Origin of the sequence: Streptomyces sp. AM6-12 (assembly GCF_044327085.1) — a bacterium.
Lineage (GTDB): Bacteria > Actinomycetota > Actinomycetes > Streptomycetales > Streptomycetaceae > Streptomyces.
Window position 1 is genome coordinate 666,332 of the sequence record NZ_JBIQWN010000001.1, and the last position, 20,524, is coordinate 686,855.

Consider the following 20,524-nt stretch of genomic DNA (forward strand, 5'->3'; position numbering starts at 1 on the left):
AAGCTCCTGACGTACTGGAACGTGTGTGACTGCGGGACGCGGAGGAGGAGCCGCAGGACCACGCCGTGCGGCTCCTCGGTTCACGGCGTCACGTGAACTTGACGTCCACCTTGTACACACCGGGGCGCTCGGCGGTGACGGTGGCGTCGCCCCGCGCGCCGTTGTACTCGCCGGTTCCGCCCTCGACCACGGCCTTGAAGCGGTACGGGTAGTCCATCGGGTTGGCGTCGATCACGGCCTGGGTGCTCAGGTCGAGTTCGTCACCGTTGTTGAAGACGACGTACGCGCCGCAGTCGGCGTCCATCCGCGTCGGGCCCTCGACGCCGTCGATGCCGCAGGTGTCGAAGGTCCGGCCGATCACCCGGCCCGAGGAGTCGAGCACCGGGCCGTTCCCGGCGAAGCCGGCGCCCAGGCTGGGCGTCTGCGGGATGGAGGTGTTCCTCGTGTAGTCGATGGTGAAGCTCAGCGGCGCGGGCACCGCCGCCAGGGCCGGTGCCGCACCGGCGACGCCGAGCGCTCCGAGGAGGGACGCGGTGGCGGCGGCGGAGGCGATACGCCTGCCCAGAGCAACTTTCTGCATGAACTCTCCTTGGACATCCCGGGCCCGTTGCCCGACGACCAGGCACAGTTGACCACAGTTCGCAGTTGCGTGATCACCATCAGTGACGGAGTGTCGGGAATGATGTGCGGTTATCGCGGCGGGGTGGTGTCGAAGGCGACGAAGCGCAGCTCGGAGGTGTAGCGCCGGCCCAGGTCGTCGGTGAGCCAGCTCTGTTCGGGGGTCGGGAGCATCTCGGTGAGGGTGACGGTGGCGGAGGGGTCCTTGCGGGCCAGGCGGCGCAGGGCCTTGGCGAGGATCGTGACGTAGACGGGGCTGTCGAAGTCGACGTAGAAGGGGCGGGACTCGGTCGGGGAGACCACGAAGACGTAGCGGGGCAGGCCCAGTCGGGCGCGCCAGCGGCGGGCCGCCACGAAGCGTCGGGCCTCGTCCTTCTCGTCCGCGAACGGCGCGTGCGCGGCCGGCAGGCGCCAGGTCTCGCGGGCGACCACCAGGCGGTCGAGGGTGACACGGGGGGTGTGTTCGGCCCCCGGCAGGAGCTGGAAGAGGTCCATCGACAGGGTGGTCAGGACGTGCGAGAAGACGTCCAGCGCGGGGAATTCGGCACCGTCCGGGAGGCGCACGACGAGGTCGCCGGCCCGGTTGTGCACGGTCGCGTCGGCGCTGCGGATCGTCCGGGCGGGGTCCCCGGTGAAGTCGGCGAGGGCGACTTGGCGGTCCTGCGGCCGTACGAGGGTGTGGCGGACGCGGGCCGAGAGGCGGGCGCGGTGCTCCTTGGGGATCAGGGGCAGCAGGCGGGGGGTGGGGTGGTCGCGGTCGGTCAGGTCGAGGAGTTGGCCGATGTCCGGGTGCTGGTGGGTGAAGAGGGAGGCGCCCAACGTGTTGGCGGCCAGGTGGAGTTCGCCCAGGACCAGGGTGAAGTCGCCGCGCTCGATCGCCTGGGTGCTGTCGGCCGCGATCAGGATGTCGGGGCTGAGATAGCGGGCCGCCGTCCAGCCGTCGCCGCCGGACGCGAACCGCTCCCGTACGGCGGCCTCGATGTCGGCCGTCGCCGCGGTCACCTGCCGGGCGCCCTCCGGTACCGCCAGGATGCGCTGCCAGCGGGCGGCGAACCCGCCTTGCAGTTCGGTGGCCTTGGCGCGGGCGGCGCCGTGCAGCACCGGGAGGCAGGCGAACCAGAAGGAGGCGAGGTCGACCGGGCCTTCGGCGGCCAGGCGGTCGTGGACGCGGCGGGTCTCCTCCCGGACCGTGGCGGCGAGTTGGGCGGTGAGCCAGGCGGCGCTGTCCATCAACAGCCGTAGCGGGCGCAGGGCGTGCAGCATCGCGGGGCCGAGGCGGGCCGTGGCGGAGCGGCGGGTGTCGGAGTAGACGAGGGAACGGCAGGGGGCGGTCGAGGAGGACTTCTCCCGTACGGCGGCGGTGGCGGTGAGTTCGGTGAAGTCGCCCTCGAGCGCGGTGAGGGCGTCGACGAGGTCCTCCACGCCGGTGGCCGCCGCCACCGCGGCGCGGCCCCGCTCCAGCCGGTCGAGGGCCTCCAGTCCGCGTCGGCGGGGTCCGGGTGCGCCGACGGTCTCCAGCCAGGCGCGCAGGGCGCGGTCGGGGTGGGTGCCGGCCGGGATCTCCAGGCGCCAGACCACCCAGCGGCGGCCGACCAGGTCGGCCAGCACGGCGGGGACGTCGGTGTCCGGGAGTTCGGCGGCGATGGACCGGGCCGGGCGGGCGCCGTCGCAGCGGGCGAGCACGGCCGCCGTCTCGGCGGACACGGTGATCGGGCGGCGGCCCGGCACGCGGACGCGGTCGCCGTCCAGCCCGAGGTAGGGCACGCGGCGGGGGGCGATCCATTCGCGCAGCGCGGGATCGGCGTCCAGGGTCTTCGCGAGGGCGTCGATCCCCCAACTCGCCCAGTAGACGCAGGATTCGGCGATCAGGCCGGTTCCGGGGTCCACGGCGACGGCCGGGGTGCCGGGGTCCCAGCGGCCCCAGCCGACCGGGCCGAAGAAGCCGATGGTGTCGTTCTTCACGCAGAACCGCTGCCAGTAGTGCGCGACCAGTTCCTCGCGCTGGCGCGGCATGCTGCTGCGGCCCTCCGCCGTCGGGGTCCACCGTAGGAAGGGGGCGATCCCGGAGGCGAGCACCGGCCGGTTCTGCCAGGCCACCGCCTCCCGGAAGGCCGGCGTCCGGGCGATGTCCTGCAAGGTGTGCGCGCTCTCCACGGCGGCCTCGGTGAAGAGGCGGGCGAAGCCGGTCCACTCGGGGCCCTCCAGCGGCTCGCCGGCGCCGAACTTGTCGGCGGCCTCGGCCAGTCCGGGCGGGGCGAGGCGCAGCACGCCGTCGGCGGGAAAGCCCGCCCCGCGCAGGGCGAACTGCTCCCACAGCCGCCAGCGGCCGAGGGACGGCACGAGATCTTCGGTCATGGCACGGCTCTCCTTGGCGAGCGCGGGTGGACGGGCGGCGGGGCGGCGCAGAGCGGGTCAGGCGGCGCCGTAGTCGGCCGCGACGACCTCGGCCAGCTCCAGGGGCGTCGGGTAGGCGAAGACCAGGGAGACCGGGACGTCGGCGCCGACGATCTCCTGGAGCCGGCCGGTGATCTGGAAGGCGGTGAGCGAGTCGCCGCCGGCCTCGTAGAAGTCGGTCTCGGCGGTGAGGTCGGGCAGGCGCAGCACGTCCCGGAAGATGTCCACCAGCAGGTCGGCGGTGACGACGGGGGCGGCGGTGGCGGTGGCGGCGTTGGGGGTCATGGCGTGGGCTCCTTCGTTTCCATGTGGGTGCGGGTGTCGGTGGGGTCGGACGGGTAAGTGCGCAGCCGGGCGGGGGTGTTGCCGCCCGAGACGATGGCCACGGCGCGTTCGCGGCGACCGGCGCGCAGGGCGCCGGCCAGGGCGACGGCTCCGCTGGGTTCGGCGTCGACACCGAGGCGGTGCAGCAGGGCGGTGGCGGCGAGGATCTCCGCGTCGCCGACCGCGATCAGTTCGTCGGCGCGGTCCCGGATGATCGGGTAGGGCACGGTTCCGGGACTCTGGCCGCGCAGGCCGTCCGCGACGGTGGCGCAGGGCGGCAGGCGCAGGGGCTGGCCGGCGGCCAGGGAGCGGGCGTAGCGCGGGGTGAGAGCGGGTTCGACGCCGACCACGCGGACCGGGTGGTCCGCGGCGGCGAGGCACAGCCCGGCGAGGAGTCCGCCGCCGCCGGTGGGGACGTAGACCGTCTCCGTGTCGGGGGCGGCTGCGAGGAGTTCGAGGCCGACGGTGCCCTGTCCGGCGACGACCAGGGGGTGGTCGGAGGAGGGTACGAGGACGGCGCCCTGCTCGGCCGCGAGGGCGCGGGCGCGTTCCTCCCGTTCCGCCACTCCCCCGCCCACCTGGACCGTCTCGGCGCCGAGCGCGCGGATGGCGGCCGCCTTCGAGGGCAGCGCGCCCGCCGCGAGGACGACGGTGAGCCGGATGCCGAGGGTGCGGGCGAGCCGGGCGAGGGCGATGCCGTGGTTGCCGGAGGAACCGGTGACGACCCGGCCGGCGCCCAGTGCGAGGACGGCGTTGGCGGCCCCGCGCATCTTGAACGAGCCGCCGAGCTGGAGGTGTTCGGCCTTCAGCACCAGCCCCGTCCCGTGCGCCGCGGTCACCGGGCCGGGCAGGAGAGGGGTACGGACGGTGTACGGCGCGATACGGGAGGCGGCGGCGAGGAGGTCGGACCTGTCCAAGGCCCAGGCGGTGGCCTCTGCCGGCATCCGGCCGGTCCCGGCCGTGCGCGTACCGGCTCCGTGTGCGGACACGCGGGCGCCGGCTCCGGGTACGGCCGTGCTCCCCGCGGTCCCGACTCCCGCCGTGGTCGCGCCGGACCCGGCTGCCGTCGTACCCGTTCGGGCCGCAGCTGCCGTCGTACCCGTACAGGCCCCGAGTACGGTCGTACCGGTGTCTGCCCCCAGCCATGTCGTACTCATACCGGCCTCCCGCCCGCCAGTGCCCGGCGGTCGGCCTTGCCGCCGCGGGTCGTCGGCAGCGTCTGAAGGCGGACGAAGCGGCGTGGCATCAGGTGCGGGGGCAGGGTGCGGGCGAGGTGGCGGCGCAGGGTGGCGTCCGTCGTGTCCGACAGGGCGCCGGTGACATGGGCGAGCAGGTGGACGCGGCCCAGGTCGTCGGTGTGCGGGGTGACCACCGCGCCGGTGACGCCCGGATGGGAGAGCAGGGCGCCCTCGATCTCGGCGGGGTCGACGCGGTAGCCGCGGATCTTGAGCTGGCGGTCGGTGCGGCCGGTGTAGTGCAGGCCGCCGGGGCCCCAGTAGCCGAGGTCGCCGGTGCGGTAGAGGCGGGCGCCGGGCGGCCCGAGGGGGTCGGGGACGAACGCGGCGGCCGTGCGGGCGGGTTGGCCGCGGTAGCCGCGGGTCACTCCGGTGCCGCCGAGGCAGACCTCCCCGACCGTGCCGTCGGGGACCGGGGCGAGGGACGCGTCCAGGACGCGGACGACGGTGCCCGCGCGCGGTGTGCCGACGAGGTCGGTGGTCGGGTCGGGGGCGGCGGGCACGTCGTGCCGGGTGGTGGTCATGGTGCACTCGGTGGGGCCGTACTGGTTGACGAGCCGGCCGGGCACGAGGCTTCGGCCGCCCGCGGCGAGGAAGGGCCGCAGGGATTCGCCGCTGGAGGCGACCAGGGCGACCCCCGCGAGGGGCTCGGTCAGGTCGGGCTGGCCGCCCAGGTGGGTGAGGAAGGACGGGGTGACGCTGAGCAGGGCGGTCACCTTGTGGTCGCGGACTGTGGCGGCGAACTCCGCGGGACGCAGCAGCCGGGCGCGGTCCGCGATCACCAGCCGGGCGCCCGCGAGCAGCGGTACGAAGGTGTCCCGGATGGAGGCGTCGTAGCCGAGCGGTGCCATCTGGAGGGCCACGGTGTCCGGGCCGAGGCCGAACGCCGTCGCGGTGTCGCGGAGATAGGCGTCGAGGGCGGCGTGTTCGACGAGTACGGCGCTGGGTTCGCCGGTGCTGCCGGAGGTGTGGCTGACGTAGGCGAGGGCCCGGGGGTCGGCGCCCGGGTCCGGGAGCGGGCCGTCCGGAGGGGGCTGCTCGTGGTCCAACAGGGCTGCGGGTATGCCCAGTTCGAGTGCTGGGGCGTGGTGGGAGTGGGTGAGCAGCAGCCGGGCGCCGGCGCTGCGGACGAAGGAGGCGAGGCGGTCGCGGGGCTGGCTCACGTCCAGGGCGAGGAAGGCGGCACCGCAGCGCAGCACGGCGGCCATGGCGGCGACCGCGTCCGGACCGTGCTCGACGGCCACCGCGCAGACGGTCTCGGGACGGACGCCACGGGCGCGCAGCAGGCGGGCGATCTCCTCGACGCGGGCGGCCAGCCGGGCGTACGTCACCTCACCGGCCGGGGTGTCGAGGGCGACGCGGCCGGGGTGGCGCAGGGCGTGCGCGGCGATGTCGTCGGCGACCGTGCGCATCAGCCCTCCTCCGCGCCGTTGACGGTCAGGTCGACGGCCACGAACCGGAGTTCGGAGGTGTAGCGGCGGCCCTCGTCGTCGGTGAGCCAGGCCTGCTCGGGGGTGGGCAGCATCTCGCTCACCTTGAGCCGGGCGCCGGGGTCCTTGCGGGCGAGCCTGCGGGCGGCCTTGGCGAGGATGGTGAGGTAGACGGGGCTGTCGAAGTCGACGTAGAACGGCCGGGGTTCGGTCGGCGAGACCACGAACACGAACCGGGGCAGCTCGTGCCGCCGCTGCCAGTGCCGGGCCTTCACGAACCGGGCGGCCTCCGCCTTCTCGTCGGCGAAGTCCATGTCGGACACGGGCAGTTGCCAGGTCTCGCGGGCCACGGTCATCCGGCCGAGGGTGATGCGCGGGGTGTGCTCGCCCTCGGGGCGCAGGGTGAAGCGGTCCATGACGCGCTGGGTGAGGGTGTTGGCGTAGGCGTCGAGCACGTCGTACGCGGTGCCGTCGGGCAGGACCGCGGTGAGCCGGCCGGCCCGGTCCTCGACGCGGACGTCGGCGCTGAGCACGGTGCGCGGGCGGTGCGGGTCGCCGGTCTGGTCGACCAGGGCGACGTAGTGGTCCTCGGGCCGGTCCAGGGAGGGCCGGCTGCGGGTGGACCACTTCAGGGGCAGCTCCTTGGGCAGCATGGGCAGCAGGCGCGGGCCGGGGAAGTCGTGGGTGGTCTCGGCGAGCAACTCGTCGCGGTCGGGGTGCTGGTGCACGAACAGCGAGGCGCCCATGGTGTTCAGCGCGCAGTGCATCTCGCCGAGGACGAGGTCCACGTCACCGCGGGCGAGGGCGGCCTCGTCCTCGGCGACGACCAGGACGTCGGGGCTGATGTAGCGGGCGAGCGACCAGCCGTCGCCGGGCTCCTCGAACTCCCGGCGCACTCGTTCGGCCAGCTCGTCGGTGGCCAGCCGGACCCGTCGGACGCCCTCGGGCAGCTCCAGGACGCGGGCCCACTTGGCGCGCAGTTCGGCCTGGATCGCGTCGATGAGGTCGCCCGCGTCGGGGTGCGGGGAGGGCAGGGTGTGCAGCCACAGGGTGCCCAGGTCGACCGGGGCGCCGTCGGCGCTCAGCCGCTCGTACACGGTGCGCAGCCGGGCGCGGACGGCCTCGGCGAAGCGGTTCGTCATCCAGCGGGCGGCGGTCAGGCACAGCTGGAGCGGTTCGAGGTGCGCCAGCAGGGCGGCGCCGGTGGTGGCGGTGGCGGCGCGCCGGGCGTCGGAGTACACCAAGCCCCGGCACGGCGCGGTGCGTTCACCCTTGGCGCGCTGGGCCTCGCTGTCGGTCAGGGCGGCGAAGTCGGCCTCCAGCGCGGCGATCGCGGCGGTCAGCGCGGCGGCGTCGGTGCCGGCCGCGCGCACGGCGTCCCGGCCGCGCTCCAGTAGGGCCAACCGTTCCAACGCCCGCTCGCGCGACGCCTGTTCGGGGACGCGTTCGAGGATGTCGCGCAGGGCGCGGTCGGGGTGGGTGGCGGCGGGGACGTCCAGTCGCCACTGCACCCAGCGACGGGACATCAAGTCGTGTACGACCTGGGTGACTTCGTCCTCGGGCAGGCCCAGTTCGGCGGCGATGGCGGGCAGGTGGCGGGTGCCGTCGCAGCGTTCGAGTACGGCGCGTTCGCGGGCGCCGGCCTGGCGGGCGGGTCGGCCGGGGACCTGGACCGTGCCGTCCGCGCAGCGCACGAACGACACCCGGCGCGGCGGGATCCAGCGCATCAGCGCGCTGTCCGCGGCGAGCACCTTCGCCAAGGCGTCGATCGCCCAGCCGGAGAAGTACACCTCAGCGGCGGCGAGGAAGCCGTCGCCGGGGCTCACGGCGACGCCACCCCGGCCGGTCAGGTCCCAGCGGCCCCAGCCGACCGGGCCGAAGAAGCCGATGGTGTCGTTCTTCACGCAGAACCGCTGCCAGTAGTGCGCGACCAGCTCCTCGCGCTGCCGGGGCATGCTGCTGCGGCTGTCCGCGGCCGGGGTCCAGCGCAGGAACGGGGCGATGCCGGTGCGCAGGACGGCGGGGTTCTGCCAGGCGAGCGCCGCCTGGAAGCGGGGCTGGGCGGCGATCTCCTGGAGGTGGCGCGCGGTGCCCACGGCGGCCGCCGCGAGGTCCGCGGCGAAGGCCTCCCACTCCGGTCCGGACAACTCGGCGCCGGGCCCGAACTTGTCGGCGGCCTCCGCGAGCGAGGGAGGGGCCAGGCGCAGCACGCCGTCGGCGGGGAAGCCGGGGCCGCGGAGCGCGAACTGCTCCCACAGCCGCCAGCCTCCGCCCGGCAGCAGGACAGGTGCGTGCTCGTCCGACATCGCGTGCTCCTTCCGAAACGGGGTGCGCGGGCAATCGCGTGGGCCGGGGTTTCCGGGGTGCCGGGCGGCCCGCGACCGGAGAGCACGGTCCCGCGCCGGGGCCATCGGTCACCAGGGAAGATCCGGCAGCAACGGGTGCCACCGCTGCGGCGCGTTCGTCCCTGACCCGGCGGTGCGGGGGCCGGGCACTCTTGCGTCGCCGGACCCTGATCCGCGGCCGGCCCATCACCTGGGAGGTTCACCGTGACGCAACCCGACTCCGCGAACGGCACCGGCGGCGAGGACGTGTATCTCGTGGTGCGCAACGACGAGGAGCAGTATTCGATCTGGCGGGCGGACCGGGAGCTGCCGGCCGGCTGGTACCGGGAGGGCCGTGAGGGCAGCCGGCAGGAGTGCCTGGACCACATCGACGCGGTCTGGACGGACATGCGCCCGCTGAGTCTGCGCCGCCGGCTCGCCGGGGCCGATGTCTGAGATCCGGTCGGCCCTGCTGCCGGCCGGGCCGGCCAACGCACCGCCGACGGCGGGGACTTCCGGTACACCACCGGCTGCCGCGGCCTCCGGCACACCGCCGACGACGGGGGCTTCCCGTACACCACCGACAGCCGGGGCTCCCCGTACATCACCGGCCGCGGGGGCCTTCCCCACGCCGCCGACGGCCGGAGCCCCCGGTACGCCACCGGCGACGAGGACCCCCCGCACACCACCGACAGCCGGGGCTCCCCGTACACCACCGGCCGCGGGGGCCTTCCCCACGCCGCCGACGGCCGGAGCCTCCGGTACGCCACCGGCGACGAGGACCCCCCGCACACCACCGGCCGCGGGGGCTTCCCCCACGTCACCGACGCTCGGGGCCTCCGGCACGCCGGCGGCAGCGACCGCTTCCCGTACGCAGTCGATGGCGGGAGCTCCCCGGCACGCCCTGCCGACCGGGGCGACCGGCGCCCCCGTGCCGTCCGGGCTGACCGGGGCGACCGGGGTCCCCCTGTCGGCCTCGACCTCGGCCACCGGCCCCCTGTGCCCCGCCCGGCTCGAACTGCCCGGTCCGCCGTACCCGCCGTACGCCGTCGGCCGCCGAGCGCTGCGCGGGCCGCTGGAGCTGTATCTGGCGGAGGTCGGCGGCCAGGACGACCGATCGCTGCTGCGCGCCCAGGAGTTGCTGGACGCGCAGGAGCGGGCGCGGGCCCGTGCCTTCCGGCGGCCCCGCGACCGGGACGCGTATGTGATCGCGCATGCGACGCTGCGCGCCCTGCTCAGCCCCCTGCTGGGGGTCCCGGCGGACGAGCTGCCGCTGATGCGGGAGCCGTGCGCGGGGTGCGGGGGCCCGCACGGGCGGCCCGCGCTGCGCGCCTCGGGGGTGCACTTCTCCCTGTCGCACAGCGGGGACCTGGTGCTGGTGGCGCTCGCCGGCGCACCGGTCGGGGTCGATGTGGAGGGCGTGGCCACCGAGGAGGCGGTGCGCAGCGCACAGTGCGCGCTGCACCCGGCGGAGGTCGCGGAGCTGGCCCTGCTCCCGGCGCACGAGCGGCAGGCGGCGTTCACCCGGACCTGGGTGCGCAAGGAGGCGTACCTCAAGGGGCTGGGGACGGGGCTGGTGCGCGCTCCGGCCCTGGACCACGTCGGCACCGGACCGCGGCCGGTGCCGCCCGCCCCGGACTGGACCCTGCGGGACGTCCTCGTCCCGGCGGGGTACGCGGCGGCCGTGGCACTGCGGCGCGAGTGAGGGCGCCAGGGTGGCGGAGCGCGCGAAGACGGCGGGGACCGGTCGGGCGACCGGTCCCCGCCGCGTTGTCCGCGTCTTCTCTCCGGACGCCCGCCTTCACGATTTCCCCACGTCCGGAGCAGGGTCCCCGCGCTACGATCACCGCGTGACCGCCCCGGAACCCACCATCGTCGCCACCTCCGGAGGACACCGCGCCGCCGCACGCACTCGGGTGGTCTTCGACGCCCTGGTCCAGCACGCGGTCGATCTCTCCGGTGTGCACGGCAGGCGACCGCGCATCCTGTACGTCGGCACCGCGATCGGGGACGCCGAACACGTCGCCGCGCGGATGGCGGAGGCGGCACGGGTGGCGGGCTTCGACCTGACGCCCCTGCACCTGTTCCCCATGCCGAACGTCGAGGACGTCGAGGGCGCGGTCCTGGACCACGACGTGGTCTGGGTGATGGGCGGTTCGGTGGCCAACCTGCTCGCCGTGTGGCGGGTGCACGGCCTGGACGCGGTGCTGCGCCGGGCCTGGCGGGCGGGGGTGGTCCTCGCCGGGGTGAGCGCGGGTTCCATCTGCTGGTTCGAGGGCGGCGCGACGGACTCCTTCGGCCCCGAACTGCGGCCGGTGACCAACGCGTTGGGGCTGCTGCCGTACGGCAACGGGGTGCACTACGACACCGATCCGGGCCGGCGTCCGCTGATTCACCGGCTGGTCGCAGACGGCACCCTGCCGACGGCGCACTGCACCGACGACGGGGTGGGCCTGGTCTACCGGGGCACCGAACTGGTCGAGGCGGTGGCGGAGTTGCCGGGCAAGGGCGCGTACGTGGTGCGGCGGGACGGCGACCGCGCCGTGGAGGAGCGCATCACGCCGCGGCTGCTGCCGGATCCCGGCGCGTGAGGGCCCTCGGGCCGGTGTCCGCCGCATCTCAGATCAGCCCGTGGCGCACTGCGCGCGCCACCGCGTGGGCCCGGTTGCGGGCGCCGAGCCGTGCCATGACCTCGTAGACGACGTTCTTCACGGTGTGCTCCGAGCAGTGCAGCAACTGCGCGATGCCCGCGTTGCCGTGCCCCTCCGCCATGAGCCGCAGCACGGACATCTGACGGCTTGTCAGCGCTGGCGGCCGGTCCTCGTGCGGGGTGCGGGAGCCGGGCTCGGAGCCGGTGGTCAGCAGGTGGGACAGTTCCGGGTAGGGGATGCTCGGGTGCGGCGCCCCGGCGCGGCGGACGGCCGCCGTGAGGCTCTCCTCGGTGAGGTCCGCCCTGCGCAGCGCCACGGCCCCGGTGCGCAGCGCCTCCAGCAGCCCGGCGCGGCCCACCGTGTCGCACACGAGCAGCAGCGGGCCGCTCGACGGGGTCCTCCGCAGGGCCCGTTCGGCGTCGTCGGTGACGAGGACGGTGACGGTTCCGGGCTGCCCGTGGCCGATCGCGCAGTCGAGGCCGGCGCGGTGGGCGACGGCGCGCACCCGGTCCGCGCCCCGCGAGGGCAGGATGCGCAGGGGCAGGGTGGTGGCCGTCGCTCCGGGTGCGGCGGTCAGGGTGGCGGTCACAGCAGGCCCGCCCGCAGCGCGTAGGCGACCGCGTGGGCGCGGTTGCGCAGCCGGAACCGCTGGGTGATGTCGTGCACGACGGTGGTCACGGTGCGCGGTGAGTAGGCGAGTTGCTGGGCGATCTCCGCCGTCTCGTGTCCGTCGGCGACCAGGCGCAGCACCGAGCGTTCGCGGTCGGAGAGCGATCCGCCGGCCCAGCCCCGCTCGGCCCTTCCGGGCTGGTCGAGGACCTGTTCGAGCAGATCGGTGGGGACGGTGCAGTCGTCCCGTGCGGCAGCCAGCACCGCGTGGGCCAGGCGGGAGGCGTCCGCCTCGCGGCGCAGCAGCAATCCCCGGGCGCCGGCGGCAAGGGCGTGCAGGGCGTCTCCGGAGGCGAGCGCGCCGGCCACCAGGACGACGGCGGGACGCGTGCGGTGTGCGCGGGTGGTGCGCACCATGTCGAGTTCGGCCGGGCCGAGCCGGTCCACGGTGAGCACGGCGACCCGTGCGTCGGCCGGCTCGCACACCGCGAGTTCCGGGCAGGCGAGCAGGGTACTGCGGGTGCCGGCCTCCAGGACCGGGTCGAGGGCGACCACGCCGACGGGTACGGGAACTCCCATCTTCTGCTCCTTGCAAGGTCGTTCGCCCGATGGTGAGCACCGCGGGCGGTCTGTGGGGTACGACGCACACCCTGCCGCCGTCGCCGGGGGCCGGGCATCGGTAGTCGGTCCCCACCTTTCCGGCGCGGGTCCACTACGGGGCGGTGGGGGTGGGACCCCGCAAGGGCCTGCGGTGGCGCCCGTAGGGGCGTACGCGGCCCCGCAAGGGTGTGCGCAGTCCCCGTAAGGGCAGGTGCGGGCCCCCGTAAGGGTGCGCGCGGCGCCCGTAGAGGCAAGTGCGGCACGGGGCCGGGAGTCCGCGCCCCCCATGCGGGCGAGGGGCCCCGGCGCTCGGGGGCGCCGATGGGTGGTGGGGCGTACGGGTGGCGGTCGTACGGGCCGGGGGTGGTCTCAGGGACCGGGGGGTGGTCGTAGGGGCCCGTGGGGGACGGTCGTACGGGTTCTGGGTAGTACGGCGCCGACCTGCGGTTTCCCCATGCGCGAGGGTGCGCGCCCCCACCCCTGGGGAGGGCGTGGGAAGAATATGGGGGTCACTTCCCCATGTGGGGGTCGGCCCCCGTCTGGGACCTTCGGTGACGTGACTGAGACCGCCAGCCTCCCGGCTCCCCGGAGCGCCGGCCTGCCGCTCGCCTGGTGGGCCCCGGCGCTGTCCCTCGCGGAGCGCCTCGCCGCCCCCGGCCGACCGGCCGCCGCCGACTCCGACACCGCCGTGCGCGCCCCCTGGGCCGCCGGGGACGCGGAGGGCTTCGCGCTGCGGCTGGCGCACCTCGGGGTGGACGGCGCCACGGCGGCGGCCCTCGCGGCGGAGCCCGCCGAGCGGCTCGCCGCCCGCGCCACCAAGCCCCGCTGGGCGCGGTACGCGGAGACGGCCCTGGCCGCCGCCCCCGAGCACCCCGGGGAGCCGGCCACGGACGGCACGGGCGCCGAGGTCTTCGCCCATGTCGTACGGCCGCTCGTCACTCCGGCGGCCGAGCGCCTCGCCGAGCTGCTGCCGGGTGTGTCCGGCTCCGAACGGGACGTCTGGCACGGTGAGTTCGGGGCCTGGCTGACGTCGCAGCTGGTGCGGCTGGCCGCGCGTACTCTCGTGGGGGAACTCGCCGGGGCGCGGCGCGCGGGGCGGCTTGCGGGGGCGACGCCGCGGGAGCGGTTCGCGTCCTTCGTCGCCGCCACGGGCACCCGGCGGGGTCTCGGTGAACTGTTCGGCGCCTACCCGGTGCTGGCCCGGATGCTCGGGCAGACCGCGCTGGACGCGCTGGACGCGGCGGCCGAACTGGCGGCCCGCTTCCAGGCCGACCGGGACGAGCTGGTCGGCACGCTCCTCGACGGCCGCGATCCGGGGGCGCTCGCCCGCGTCGAACTCGGCCTCGGCGACGCCCACCAGGGCAACCGGTCGGTGGCCGTGCTGCGCTTCGCGGACGGTGCCCGCGTGGTGTACAAGCCGCGACCGCTCGGCCAGCACGCCCTGCTGGACGAGCTGGCGGCCTGGCTGGACACCAAGGTCCCCGATCTCGCGCTGCGCACCGCGCGCACGGTGCGCCGGGAGGGGTACGGCTGGCTGGAGTTCGTCGCCCACCGCTGGTGCCGGTCGGTGACCGAGACCGACGCCTTCTACCGCCGTCAGGGCGTGCTGCTCGCGCTGCTCTACGCGGTGGACGGCGCCGACATGCACTACGAGAACGTCATCGCCTGCGGCGACCAGCCGGTCCTGGTGGACGCCGAGACACTGCTGCACACCGGGCTCGGGCAGGCCATGACGGCCGGCGCCGACCCGGCCGCGGACGCCCTGCACACCTCCGTGCACCGCACCTGCCTGCTGCCCCATCTGCTGATCGGCGAGCACGGCGCGCTGGACATCTCCGCGCTGGGCCGCTCCACCGACGGCACCTTCCCCAGCGAGGGGCTGCACTGGGCGGACAGCGGCCGTGACACGATGCGCGCCGTACGGGGGCCGCTGCTCAGCCCGGCCGGGCAGAACCAGCCGGTGCCGGACGGCCGCCCGCTGGACGGCGCGGACCACCGGGCCGCGCTGCTCGACGGCTTCCGCACGGCGTACGCGGCCATCGCGGCGCACGGGGGCGAACTCACCGGCGACGAGGGCCCCTTGGCGGCGGGGGCCGATGCCCCGGCGCGGCTGATCGCCCGTGCCACCCGGCTGTACGCGACCCTGCTGGAGGAGTCCACGCATCCGGCGCTGCTCGGTGACGCGCTCGCCCGCGACGGGGTGTTCGCGGTGCTGTGGACCGAGTCCGCGCACGACCGGACCCGCTCGCGGCTCATCGAGCACGAGACGGCGGACCTGTGGCGCGGCGACATCCCCCTGTTCACCCATCGGCCGTCCGGCACAGGGGTCCGGGCGGCCGACGGGACCTGGCTGGCGGACGTGCTGCCGGAGGCGAGCCTGACCGCGGTGCGCAAGAAGATCGCGCGGATGGACGAGATCGACTGCCGCGACCAGGAGTGGATCGTCTCGGCGACCCTGGCCGCGCGGAGCGCCTGTGACCCGGCGGACCGGCCGAGGTCGGCGCTCGCCGTCGCGCCCGTACCGGCCGTCGTGCCCGACGCCTCCCGGCTGCTGGCCGCCGTGTGCGGGATCGCCGACGACATCGCCGCCCGTGCGGTCCGTGACGGCGGTCGCGCCAACTGGCTCGGTCTGGAACGGGTTTCGGGCCCGCACTGGTCGGTGCTGCCGATGGGCGCCGGGCTCGCGCAGGGCTACTGCGGGGTCGCGCTGTTCCTCGCCCACACCGGCGCGCTGACCGGCGCCGACCGGTACACCGCGCTGGCGCGGGAGGCCGTACGGCCGCTGCCCGCCCTGCTGACGGCCCTGGCCGCCGACCCCGAGCTGGGCGCGGCGGCGGGCCCCGGCGCCTACGACGGTCTCGGCGGTATCTGCTACGCCCTGGTCCGGCTCTCGGCGCTGCTGGGCGAGGAGTTGGCCCAGTGCCTGCCGGACGCGCTCACCGCGCTCGGCCACGCGGCGGCCGGCTGCACCGAGCCGGGGCTGGCCGGTGGTACGGCCGGGGCGCTGGCCGCCGCCGTCGCCGTACACGAGGCGACCGGGACGCCGGGCGCGCTGCAACTGGCGGACGCCTTGGCGGACCGGCTGTGCCAGACGGTGGGGCCCGTGGCGGACACCGGTCTCTCGGACACCCCGGACGCCGGTTTCACGGACGGCGCCGCCGGGATCGGCTGGGCGCTGCTGCGGTACGCCGCCGCGCGGCCGGCCCGGGCCGCGGCGCACGCGAGCGAGGGCCGGGCCCTGCTCGACGGTGCGGTCCGGCGGGCGCGGACCGCCTCGGACCCGGATCCGTCGTGGGCCCGCGGGCTCGCCGGAGTGGCGGCCGCCGCCGCGCTCACCGGACTCCCCGCCTCCGCGGCCGAGTTCTCGCTCCGGCTGCGGGACGCGGAGGTCGGCCCCGACCTCAGCCTCGGCCAGGGTGCCCTCGGCACGCTGGACGCCCTCGCCGTCCTGGCCGAACGGGGTGACGCCCCCGCCGCCGAAGCGCTCACCCTCCGCACCGGCCAGGCGCTCGCGCTCGTCGAGGCGCAGGGCCACCGCTGCGCCACTCCCGAGCACGTTCCCTCCCCCGGCCTGCTGACCGGTCTCTCCGGCATCGGCTACGGACTGCTCCGCCTGGCTCACCCCGGCACCGTGCCCTCCACCCTGCTCCTGGCCCACCCCGTCCGGTACGGCAACTGACCACATCGCCTCCGCACCTCCTCCACCTCCGCTCCCGCCTCTCCCACGCGGGACCATCCGAAGGGGATCACCTCATGGACAAGAACCTCGCCGCCACCGACCTCGCCGCCACTGCCGCCGACACCGCCGGGAACGCCGCCGACGAGCAGGACGCGGCGGGCGGCATCACCCTCAAGGGCCGCAACCGGGCCTGCGCCCGCGCGCGGGTGCTGGCCGGAATGGTCCTCACCAGCGGCCTCGTCATCACGCTGAGCAGCATCGACACCTCGGTCTCCGCCCCCCGGTAGGCGACCGCCGGCCGCCACCGGCGTGATGGCGCGGACCCGCCCCGCGGGTCCGCGCCGCCGTGTGCCCAAGCGGAGCGATCCGGTCCGGATGGGGCGACCTGCCCCAGGTGGCGATATTCCGATTATCATCTGCGTTCATGCGTTCCCATGCGCCTTCCCTGGTCGGGCGGGGTCCCCAACTCCACCTGCTCGAACGTTCCTTGACCGGCGCCCAACAGGGACGCGGCGGCGTGGTCTTCCTGGTCGGCGAGGCCGGGGTCGGCAAGTCGCGGCTGGCGGCCGAGGTCGTCGGCGGCGCGCTCGACGCCGGCATGCGGGTGCTGCGCGGCCGCAGCAGCACCACGGGCCCGGCGGTGCCGTTCCGGCCACTGACCGAGGCGCTGATGTCCCTGTTCCGCGGCGGCGCGGCCATGGACGACCTGGCCCTGGGCCCGTACCGGCCGGTGCTCGGACGGCTGATCCCCGACTGGGACACCGGCGAGCGCGAGAGCAGCTCCATGGTCATCCTGGGCGAGGCGGTGCTGCGGCTGCTCATCGCGGCCGGGCGCGGACAGGGGCAGCTGCTGCTCCTGGAGGACCTGCACGACGCCGACCCGGAGACGCTCGGCGTCCTCGAATACCTCGTGGACAACCTGGAGTACACGCCCGTCCTGCTGCTCGCCACCGTGCGCACCGACTTCAGCGACGCCCTGGACCTGGCCCAGTCCGCGCGCCGGCGCGGGGCCGCCACCCTGCTGGAGATCCCGCCGCTGACCCGCGGGCAGGCGGACGAGATGATCGCGGCCCAACTGGGCGCGACGGACCCGCGGGAGGTGCCCCAGCCGGTGCTCCAGCGGCTGTGGGAGGACAGTTCCGGCAGCCCGTACCTGGTCGAGGAACTGCTCCAGACCATGATCGGGGCGGGCACCCTGGTGCAGGGCCCGGACGGCTGGCGGGCGGTCGGGGATCTGCGCAGCGATGTCTCCTCGACGCTGGCGCGGGACATCCTGCGCCGCATAGACCGGCTCGGCGCGCAGGGCCTCACCCTGCTGTCGGCGGCCGCCGTCCTCGGCCGGCGTTTCCCGCTGACCGTGCTCCAGCGGATGAGCGGCGTGGACGACCGCGCGCTGCTCAGCCATCTGCACGCGGGCGTCGCGGCCCGTCTGGTGATCCCCGACGAACCGGCCCCCGACTGGTACTCCTTCCGGCACTCGCTGACCGTGGACGCCCTGTTCACGCAGATGACGCCCGGTCAGCGGGCCGAGCTCGCGCGGCGGGGCGCGGAGGCGGTCGAGGAACTGCACCCCGAGCTGAGCGGCGACTGGTGCGCGCTGGCGGCCGGGCTGCGCAGCGAGGCCGGGGACCGGGGCGCGGCCGGGCTGCTGTTCGCGGACGCGGGCGGCCGGGCCCTCGCGGCCGGTGCGCTGGGCTCCGCCGTGACCCTGCTCAGCCGGGCCGAGACGCTGCTGGCCGAGGCCGGCGACGCCCAGGGCCGGGCCGCGGTCCTGGAGAACCTGCTGCCCGCACTCGCCGAGGCCGGGGACTTCGCGCGCGCCTTCGAACTGGCCGAGGATCTGCACCTGCTGGGCGGCTCGGGGCTCAGTCCGGTCCGGCTCGCCACGCTGCACGCGCGGCTGGCCAAGGTCGCCCACACGGCCGGGCGGTGGAGCGACGGCAACCGGCAGGTGGCCCGTGCCCGTGAGGTGCTGGCGGGCGCGCCGGACGAGATGACCGCCGCCGCCGTCGATGTGACGGCCGCCTACCTCGCCCTGGACACACCGGGTCCGGACCGCACCCAGCACGCGGAGAAGCTGGCCCGCTCGGCCGCCGACACCGCCGAACGCCACGGGATGCCCGTGGTCGCCTGCCAGGCGCAGGAATTGCTCGCCACCGTGGCCCGCGAGCGGGACCCGGAGGAGTCCGAGGCGATGCTCGGCCAGGCCCTCGCCACCGCCGAACGCCACCGGCTGCCCCTGCAACGGATGTACGCGGCCACCCGGCTGGCCGGCAACGCCTGGCTCGCCGACGGCGACACCGCGGGCCTGCTGGCGGCGCGCGAGGAGGCGCTGCGGCTCGGCTCGGTCAACATCGTGCACACCGTCGACGGCATCCTCGTACTCGACGCGGCGCTGCGCGGCGACTACGACACCGCGCGCACGACCGCCGCCGAGTGCCTGGCCGTCGTACGGCGGCTGCGGCTCGCGCCCGCGGTGCGGTACGTCCTGATGGCGCAGGCGGTGCTGGCGGCGCACCATGCCGACCGGGCCGGGATGGAGGCGGCGCTCGCCGCGTTCGCGCAGTGGGACGGGGCCGGTTCGCAGGAGGAGCCGCTGACCCACGGGCTGGCCCGCGCCTTCTGCTCGCTCCTGGAGGAGGACCGGGAGCTGGCCCGCGAGGATCTGGGCACGGTGCTGGCACTGGAGGCGGACAACCCCTCGACCTACCATCTCAGCGGCACCCACGGCCTGGTGCTGCTGCTGGACGTGCTCGCCGGGCGCGCGGACCGCGCCCGGCACGTGGAGATCACCGCCACCGCGATGGCCCGGATGCGCTGGAACCGGCACTTCGTGCTGCTCGCGGAGGCCGTGCTGCTGGGCCGGGAGGGCGCCGGGGACCGGGCGGCGCGCGCGGTGGAGGCGGCGCGGACGGTGGCGGAGCCGTATCCGCTGGCCCGGCATCTCGGGCTGCGGCTGGTCGCGGACGCGGCGCACCAGGACGGCTGGGGCGATCCGGTGACCTGGCTGCGGCAGGCGGAGGACTACTTCCACGAGCGGGACATCCCGGCCGTGGCGGGCGCCTGCCGGGCGGGGTTGCGCCGGCTCGGCGCCCCGGTGCGCCAGCACCGCACCGGGAGCAGCGGTATCCCGGACCCGCTGCGCGCGCAGGGCGTCACGGTCCGGGAGTTCGAGGTGTTCCGGCTGCTCGCGGAGCGGCTGTCCAACAAGGACATCGCCGACCGGCTGTTCATCTCCCCACGTACGGCGGAGAAGCACATCGCCAGCCTGATCACGAAGACGGGGGCGGCCAACCGCGCGGACCTGTGCGCGCGTTCGGCCGCCCTGCGCGATTCCTAGGGCGTCTTCCGCGAGCGCCCTACCGCATCTCGCGCACCGCCCGGGCCCCGAGCACCGCGAGCGCCGTCAGGGCGAGCACCGCGGCGACCACCGCGAACAGGGCGAGCGCCCCGGTCCGGGCGAGCGCGCCGCACACGATGAGCGACAGCGGGGCGGCGGCGTAGCCGAGGACCATGTCGACGGAGATGACCCGGCTGAGCACGTCGCCGGGGATGTTGCGCTGGATCCAGCTCAGCCCGAACACCCCCTGGAAGCCGATGGCGAAGCCCATGGCCAGCACGGTCGCGACGACCGCCGGGGTGCTGTGCACCAGGCCGAGGACCGCCATTCCGGCGCCCAGCCAGCCGGCCAGGGCGGCCATCAGCAGCCCCACGCGCGGGCGGCCCCCCAGGGCGCCGCCCGCCAGCGTGCCGAGCATCGCGCCGCCGGCGAGCGAGCCGTTGAGCACGCCCAGGGTGGCCGAGCCGCCGCGCAGCACCTGGTCGGCGAGGGTGGCGAAACCGACCGTGAAGGGCCCGGCGTAACAGAAGTTGACGGCGGTGTCGAGGACGACGACGGTCCGCAGCCGCGGATCGCGCAGGGTGAAGGCGACGCCCTCGCGGATACGGGCGCCGAGGGACGGCTGACGTTCGGCTTCCGTGCTGCTCCCGGGCTTTGCCCGGTCCTCCCGTACGGCGCCGGTGCGCGGCCGGGTGGCGATCCGGGACACGCACCAGCCGCACAGCGCGAAGCAGACGGCGTCGACCACGAACGCGACCGGCGCGCGGGTCAGCGCGATGACCACACCGCCGACCGCCGGCCCGACGACGGCCGCGGTGCGCGAACCGGCGCCGAGGAGCGCGTTGGCCGGGGTGAGCAGGTCCTTGTCCACCACGGAGGGCAGGATGGACACGCGGGCCGGCTGGAAGAAGGCGTCCACCGCGCCGAACGCGGCGGCCGCCGCGCACAGCATCCAGACCGTCAAGTGCCCGGTGAGACCGGCGAGTCCGACGCCGGCCATCAGGACGGCGCGGGTCCAACTGGAGGCGATCATCAGGGTGCGGGTGGACCAGGAGTCGCTGAGGGTGCCGCCGACCAGGGTGAGCAGGGCGCGGGGTACGGCCTGGAAGGCGAGGACGTAGCCGAGGGTGAGGGTGGAGCCGGTCAGGCCGAGGGTGATCCAGGAGAACGCGACGACGCTGAAGCCGTCGCCGAGCAGGGACAACGACTGTCCCAGCCACAGGAGTCGGAAGGGCCGCTGGCGGGCGGGGGCCCACAGCCGGGGACCGGCGCCGGCGAGGGTGGTGGCCATGAGGTGCCTTTCGGAAGTGCGGACGCTCG

The 20,524-nt window shown here is 75.6% G+C and carries 15 protein-coding genes; 6 read left to right on the forward strand and 9 right to left on the reverse strand.

Features of this window, described 5'->3' with window-relative positions; all coding sequences use genetic code 11:
- Window positions 1–88: 88 nt before the first annotated feature.
- The 6 genes from ACE4Q9_RS02895 to ACE4Q9_RS02920 form a co-directional block, all read right to left on the reverse strand.
- Window positions 89–580 carry a hypothetical protein gene (locus ACE4Q9_RS02895; RefSeq protein ID WP_397982610.1) on the reverse strand — a complete coding sequence of 164 codons (492 nt, stop codon included), beginning with the start codon at window positions 578–580 and terminating at the stop codon, window positions 89–91.
- Window positions 581–690: 110 nt separating this feature from the next.
- Complete coding sequence (locus ACE4Q9_RS02900; protein ID WP_397982611.1) at window positions 691–2,973, reverse strand: lantibiotic dehydratase; 2,283 nt, start codon at window positions 2,971–2,973, stop codon at window positions 691–693.
- Window positions 2,974–3,030: 57 nt separating this feature from the next.
- The gene (locus ACE4Q9_RS02905; protein ID WP_397982612.1) at window positions 3,031–3,297 is read right to left on the reverse strand and encodes an acyl carrier protein; all 267 of its coding nucleotides are present in this window, start codon (window positions 3,295–3,297) and stop codon (window positions 3,031–3,033) included.
- Window positions 3,294–4,325 carry a threonine/serine dehydratase gene (locus ACE4Q9_RS02910; protein WP_397982613.1) on the reverse strand — a complete coding sequence of 344 codons (1,032 nt, stop codon included), beginning with the start codon at window positions 4,323–4,325 and terminating at the stop codon, window positions 3,294–3,296. Before ACE4Q9_RS02910 ends, ACE4Q9_RS02905 begins: the two co-directional genes overlap by 4 nt.
- Before the next feature lie 164 nt (window positions 4,326–4,489).
- Window positions 4,490–5,983: an amino acid adenylation domain-containing protein gene (locus ACE4Q9_RS02915; protein ID WP_397982614.1), complete on the reverse strand. Its 1,494-nt coding sequence runs from the start codon at window positions 5,981–5,983 to the stop codon at window positions 4,490–4,492.
- The gene (locus ACE4Q9_RS02920) at window positions 5,983–8,307 is read right to left on the reverse strand and encodes a lantibiotic dehydratase (RefSeq protein WP_397982615.1); all 2,325 of its coding nucleotides are present in this window, start codon (window positions 8,305–8,307) and stop codon (window positions 5,983–5,985) included. Before ACE4Q9_RS02920 ends, ACE4Q9_RS02915 begins: the two co-directional genes overlap by 1 nt.
- Window positions 8,308–8,550: 243 nt before the next feature.
- On the opposite strand from ACE4Q9_RS02920, the gene ACE4Q9_RS02925 reads away from it, so the two are divergent.
- The 3 genes from ACE4Q9_RS02925 (at window position 8,551) to ACE4Q9_RS02935 (ending at window position 10,916) form a co-directional block, all read left to right on the forward strand.
- A complete protein-coding gene (locus ACE4Q9_RS02925; protein ID WP_397982616.1) occupies window positions 8,551–8,781 on the forward strand; it encodes an MbtH family protein in 231 nt (76 codons plus the stop codon).
- A 424-nt stretch (window positions 8,782–9,205) separates the two neighbouring features.
- The gene (locus ACE4Q9_RS02930) at window positions 9,206–10,030 is read left to right on the forward strand and encodes a 4'-phosphopantetheinyl transferase family protein (RefSeq protein ID WP_397982617.1); all 825 of its coding nucleotides are present in this window, start codon (window positions 9,206–9,208) and stop codon (window positions 10,028–10,030) included.
- A 145-nt stretch (window positions 10,031–10,175) separates the two neighbouring features.
- A complete protein-coding gene (locus ACE4Q9_RS02935; RefSeq protein WP_397982618.1) occupies window positions 10,176–10,916 on the forward strand; it encodes a Type 1 glutamine amidotransferase-like domain-containing protein in 741 nt (246 codons plus the stop codon).
- Window positions 10,917–10,944: 28 nt separating this feature from the next.
- Here ACE4Q9_RS02935 and ACE4Q9_RS02940 read toward each other — a convergent pair whose 3' ends face one another.
- A complete protein-coding gene (locus ACE4Q9_RS02940; protein ID WP_397982619.1) occupies window positions 10,945–11,565 on the reverse strand; it encodes a response regulator transcription factor in 621 nt (206 codons plus the stop codon).
- On the reverse strand, window positions 11,562–12,164 hold the full coding sequence (locus tag ACE4Q9_RS02945; protein WP_397982620.1) for a LuxR C-terminal-related transcriptional regulator: 603 nt from the start codon (window positions 12,162–12,164) through the stop codon (window positions 11,562–11,564). Before ACE4Q9_RS02945 ends, ACE4Q9_RS02940 begins: the two co-directional genes overlap by 4 nt.
- Before the next feature lie 577 nt (window positions 12,165–12,741).
- Here ACE4Q9_RS02945 and ACE4Q9_RS02950 point away from each other — a divergent pair.
- The 3 genes from ACE4Q9_RS02950 (at window position 12,742) to ACE4Q9_RS02960 (ending at window position 19,204) form a co-directional block, all read left to right on the forward strand.
- On the forward strand, window positions 12,742–15,864 hold the full coding sequence (locus tag ACE4Q9_RS02950; protein WP_397982621.1) for a type 2 lanthipeptide synthetase LanM family protein: 3,123 nt from the start codon (window positions 12,742–12,744) through the stop codon (window positions 15,862–15,864).
- Between the two features lie 74 nt (window positions 15,865–15,938).
- On the forward strand, window positions 15,939–16,151 hold the full coding sequence (locus tag ACE4Q9_RS02955; RefSeq protein WP_397982622.1) for a hypothetical protein: 213 nt from the start codon (window positions 15,939–15,941) through the stop codon (window positions 16,149–16,151).
- A 137-nt stretch (window positions 16,152–16,288) separates the two neighbouring features.
- Window positions 16,289–19,204, forward strand: a complete 2,916-nt coding sequence (locus ACE4Q9_RS02960) for an AAA family ATPase (RefSeq protein WP_397982623.1) — start codon at window positions 16,289–16,291, stop codon at window positions 19,202–19,204.
- A gap of 19 nt (window positions 19,205–19,223) precedes the next feature.
- On the opposite strand, the gene ACE4Q9_RS02965 is transcribed toward ACE4Q9_RS02960, so the two are convergent.
- Window positions 19,224–20,495 carry an MFS transporter gene (locus tag ACE4Q9_RS02965; protein WP_397982624.1) on the reverse strand — a complete coding sequence of 424 codons (1,272 nt, stop codon included), beginning with the start codon at window positions 20,493–20,495 and terminating at the stop codon, window positions 19,224–19,226.
- Between the last annotated feature and the right edge of the window lie 29 nt (window positions 20,496–20,524).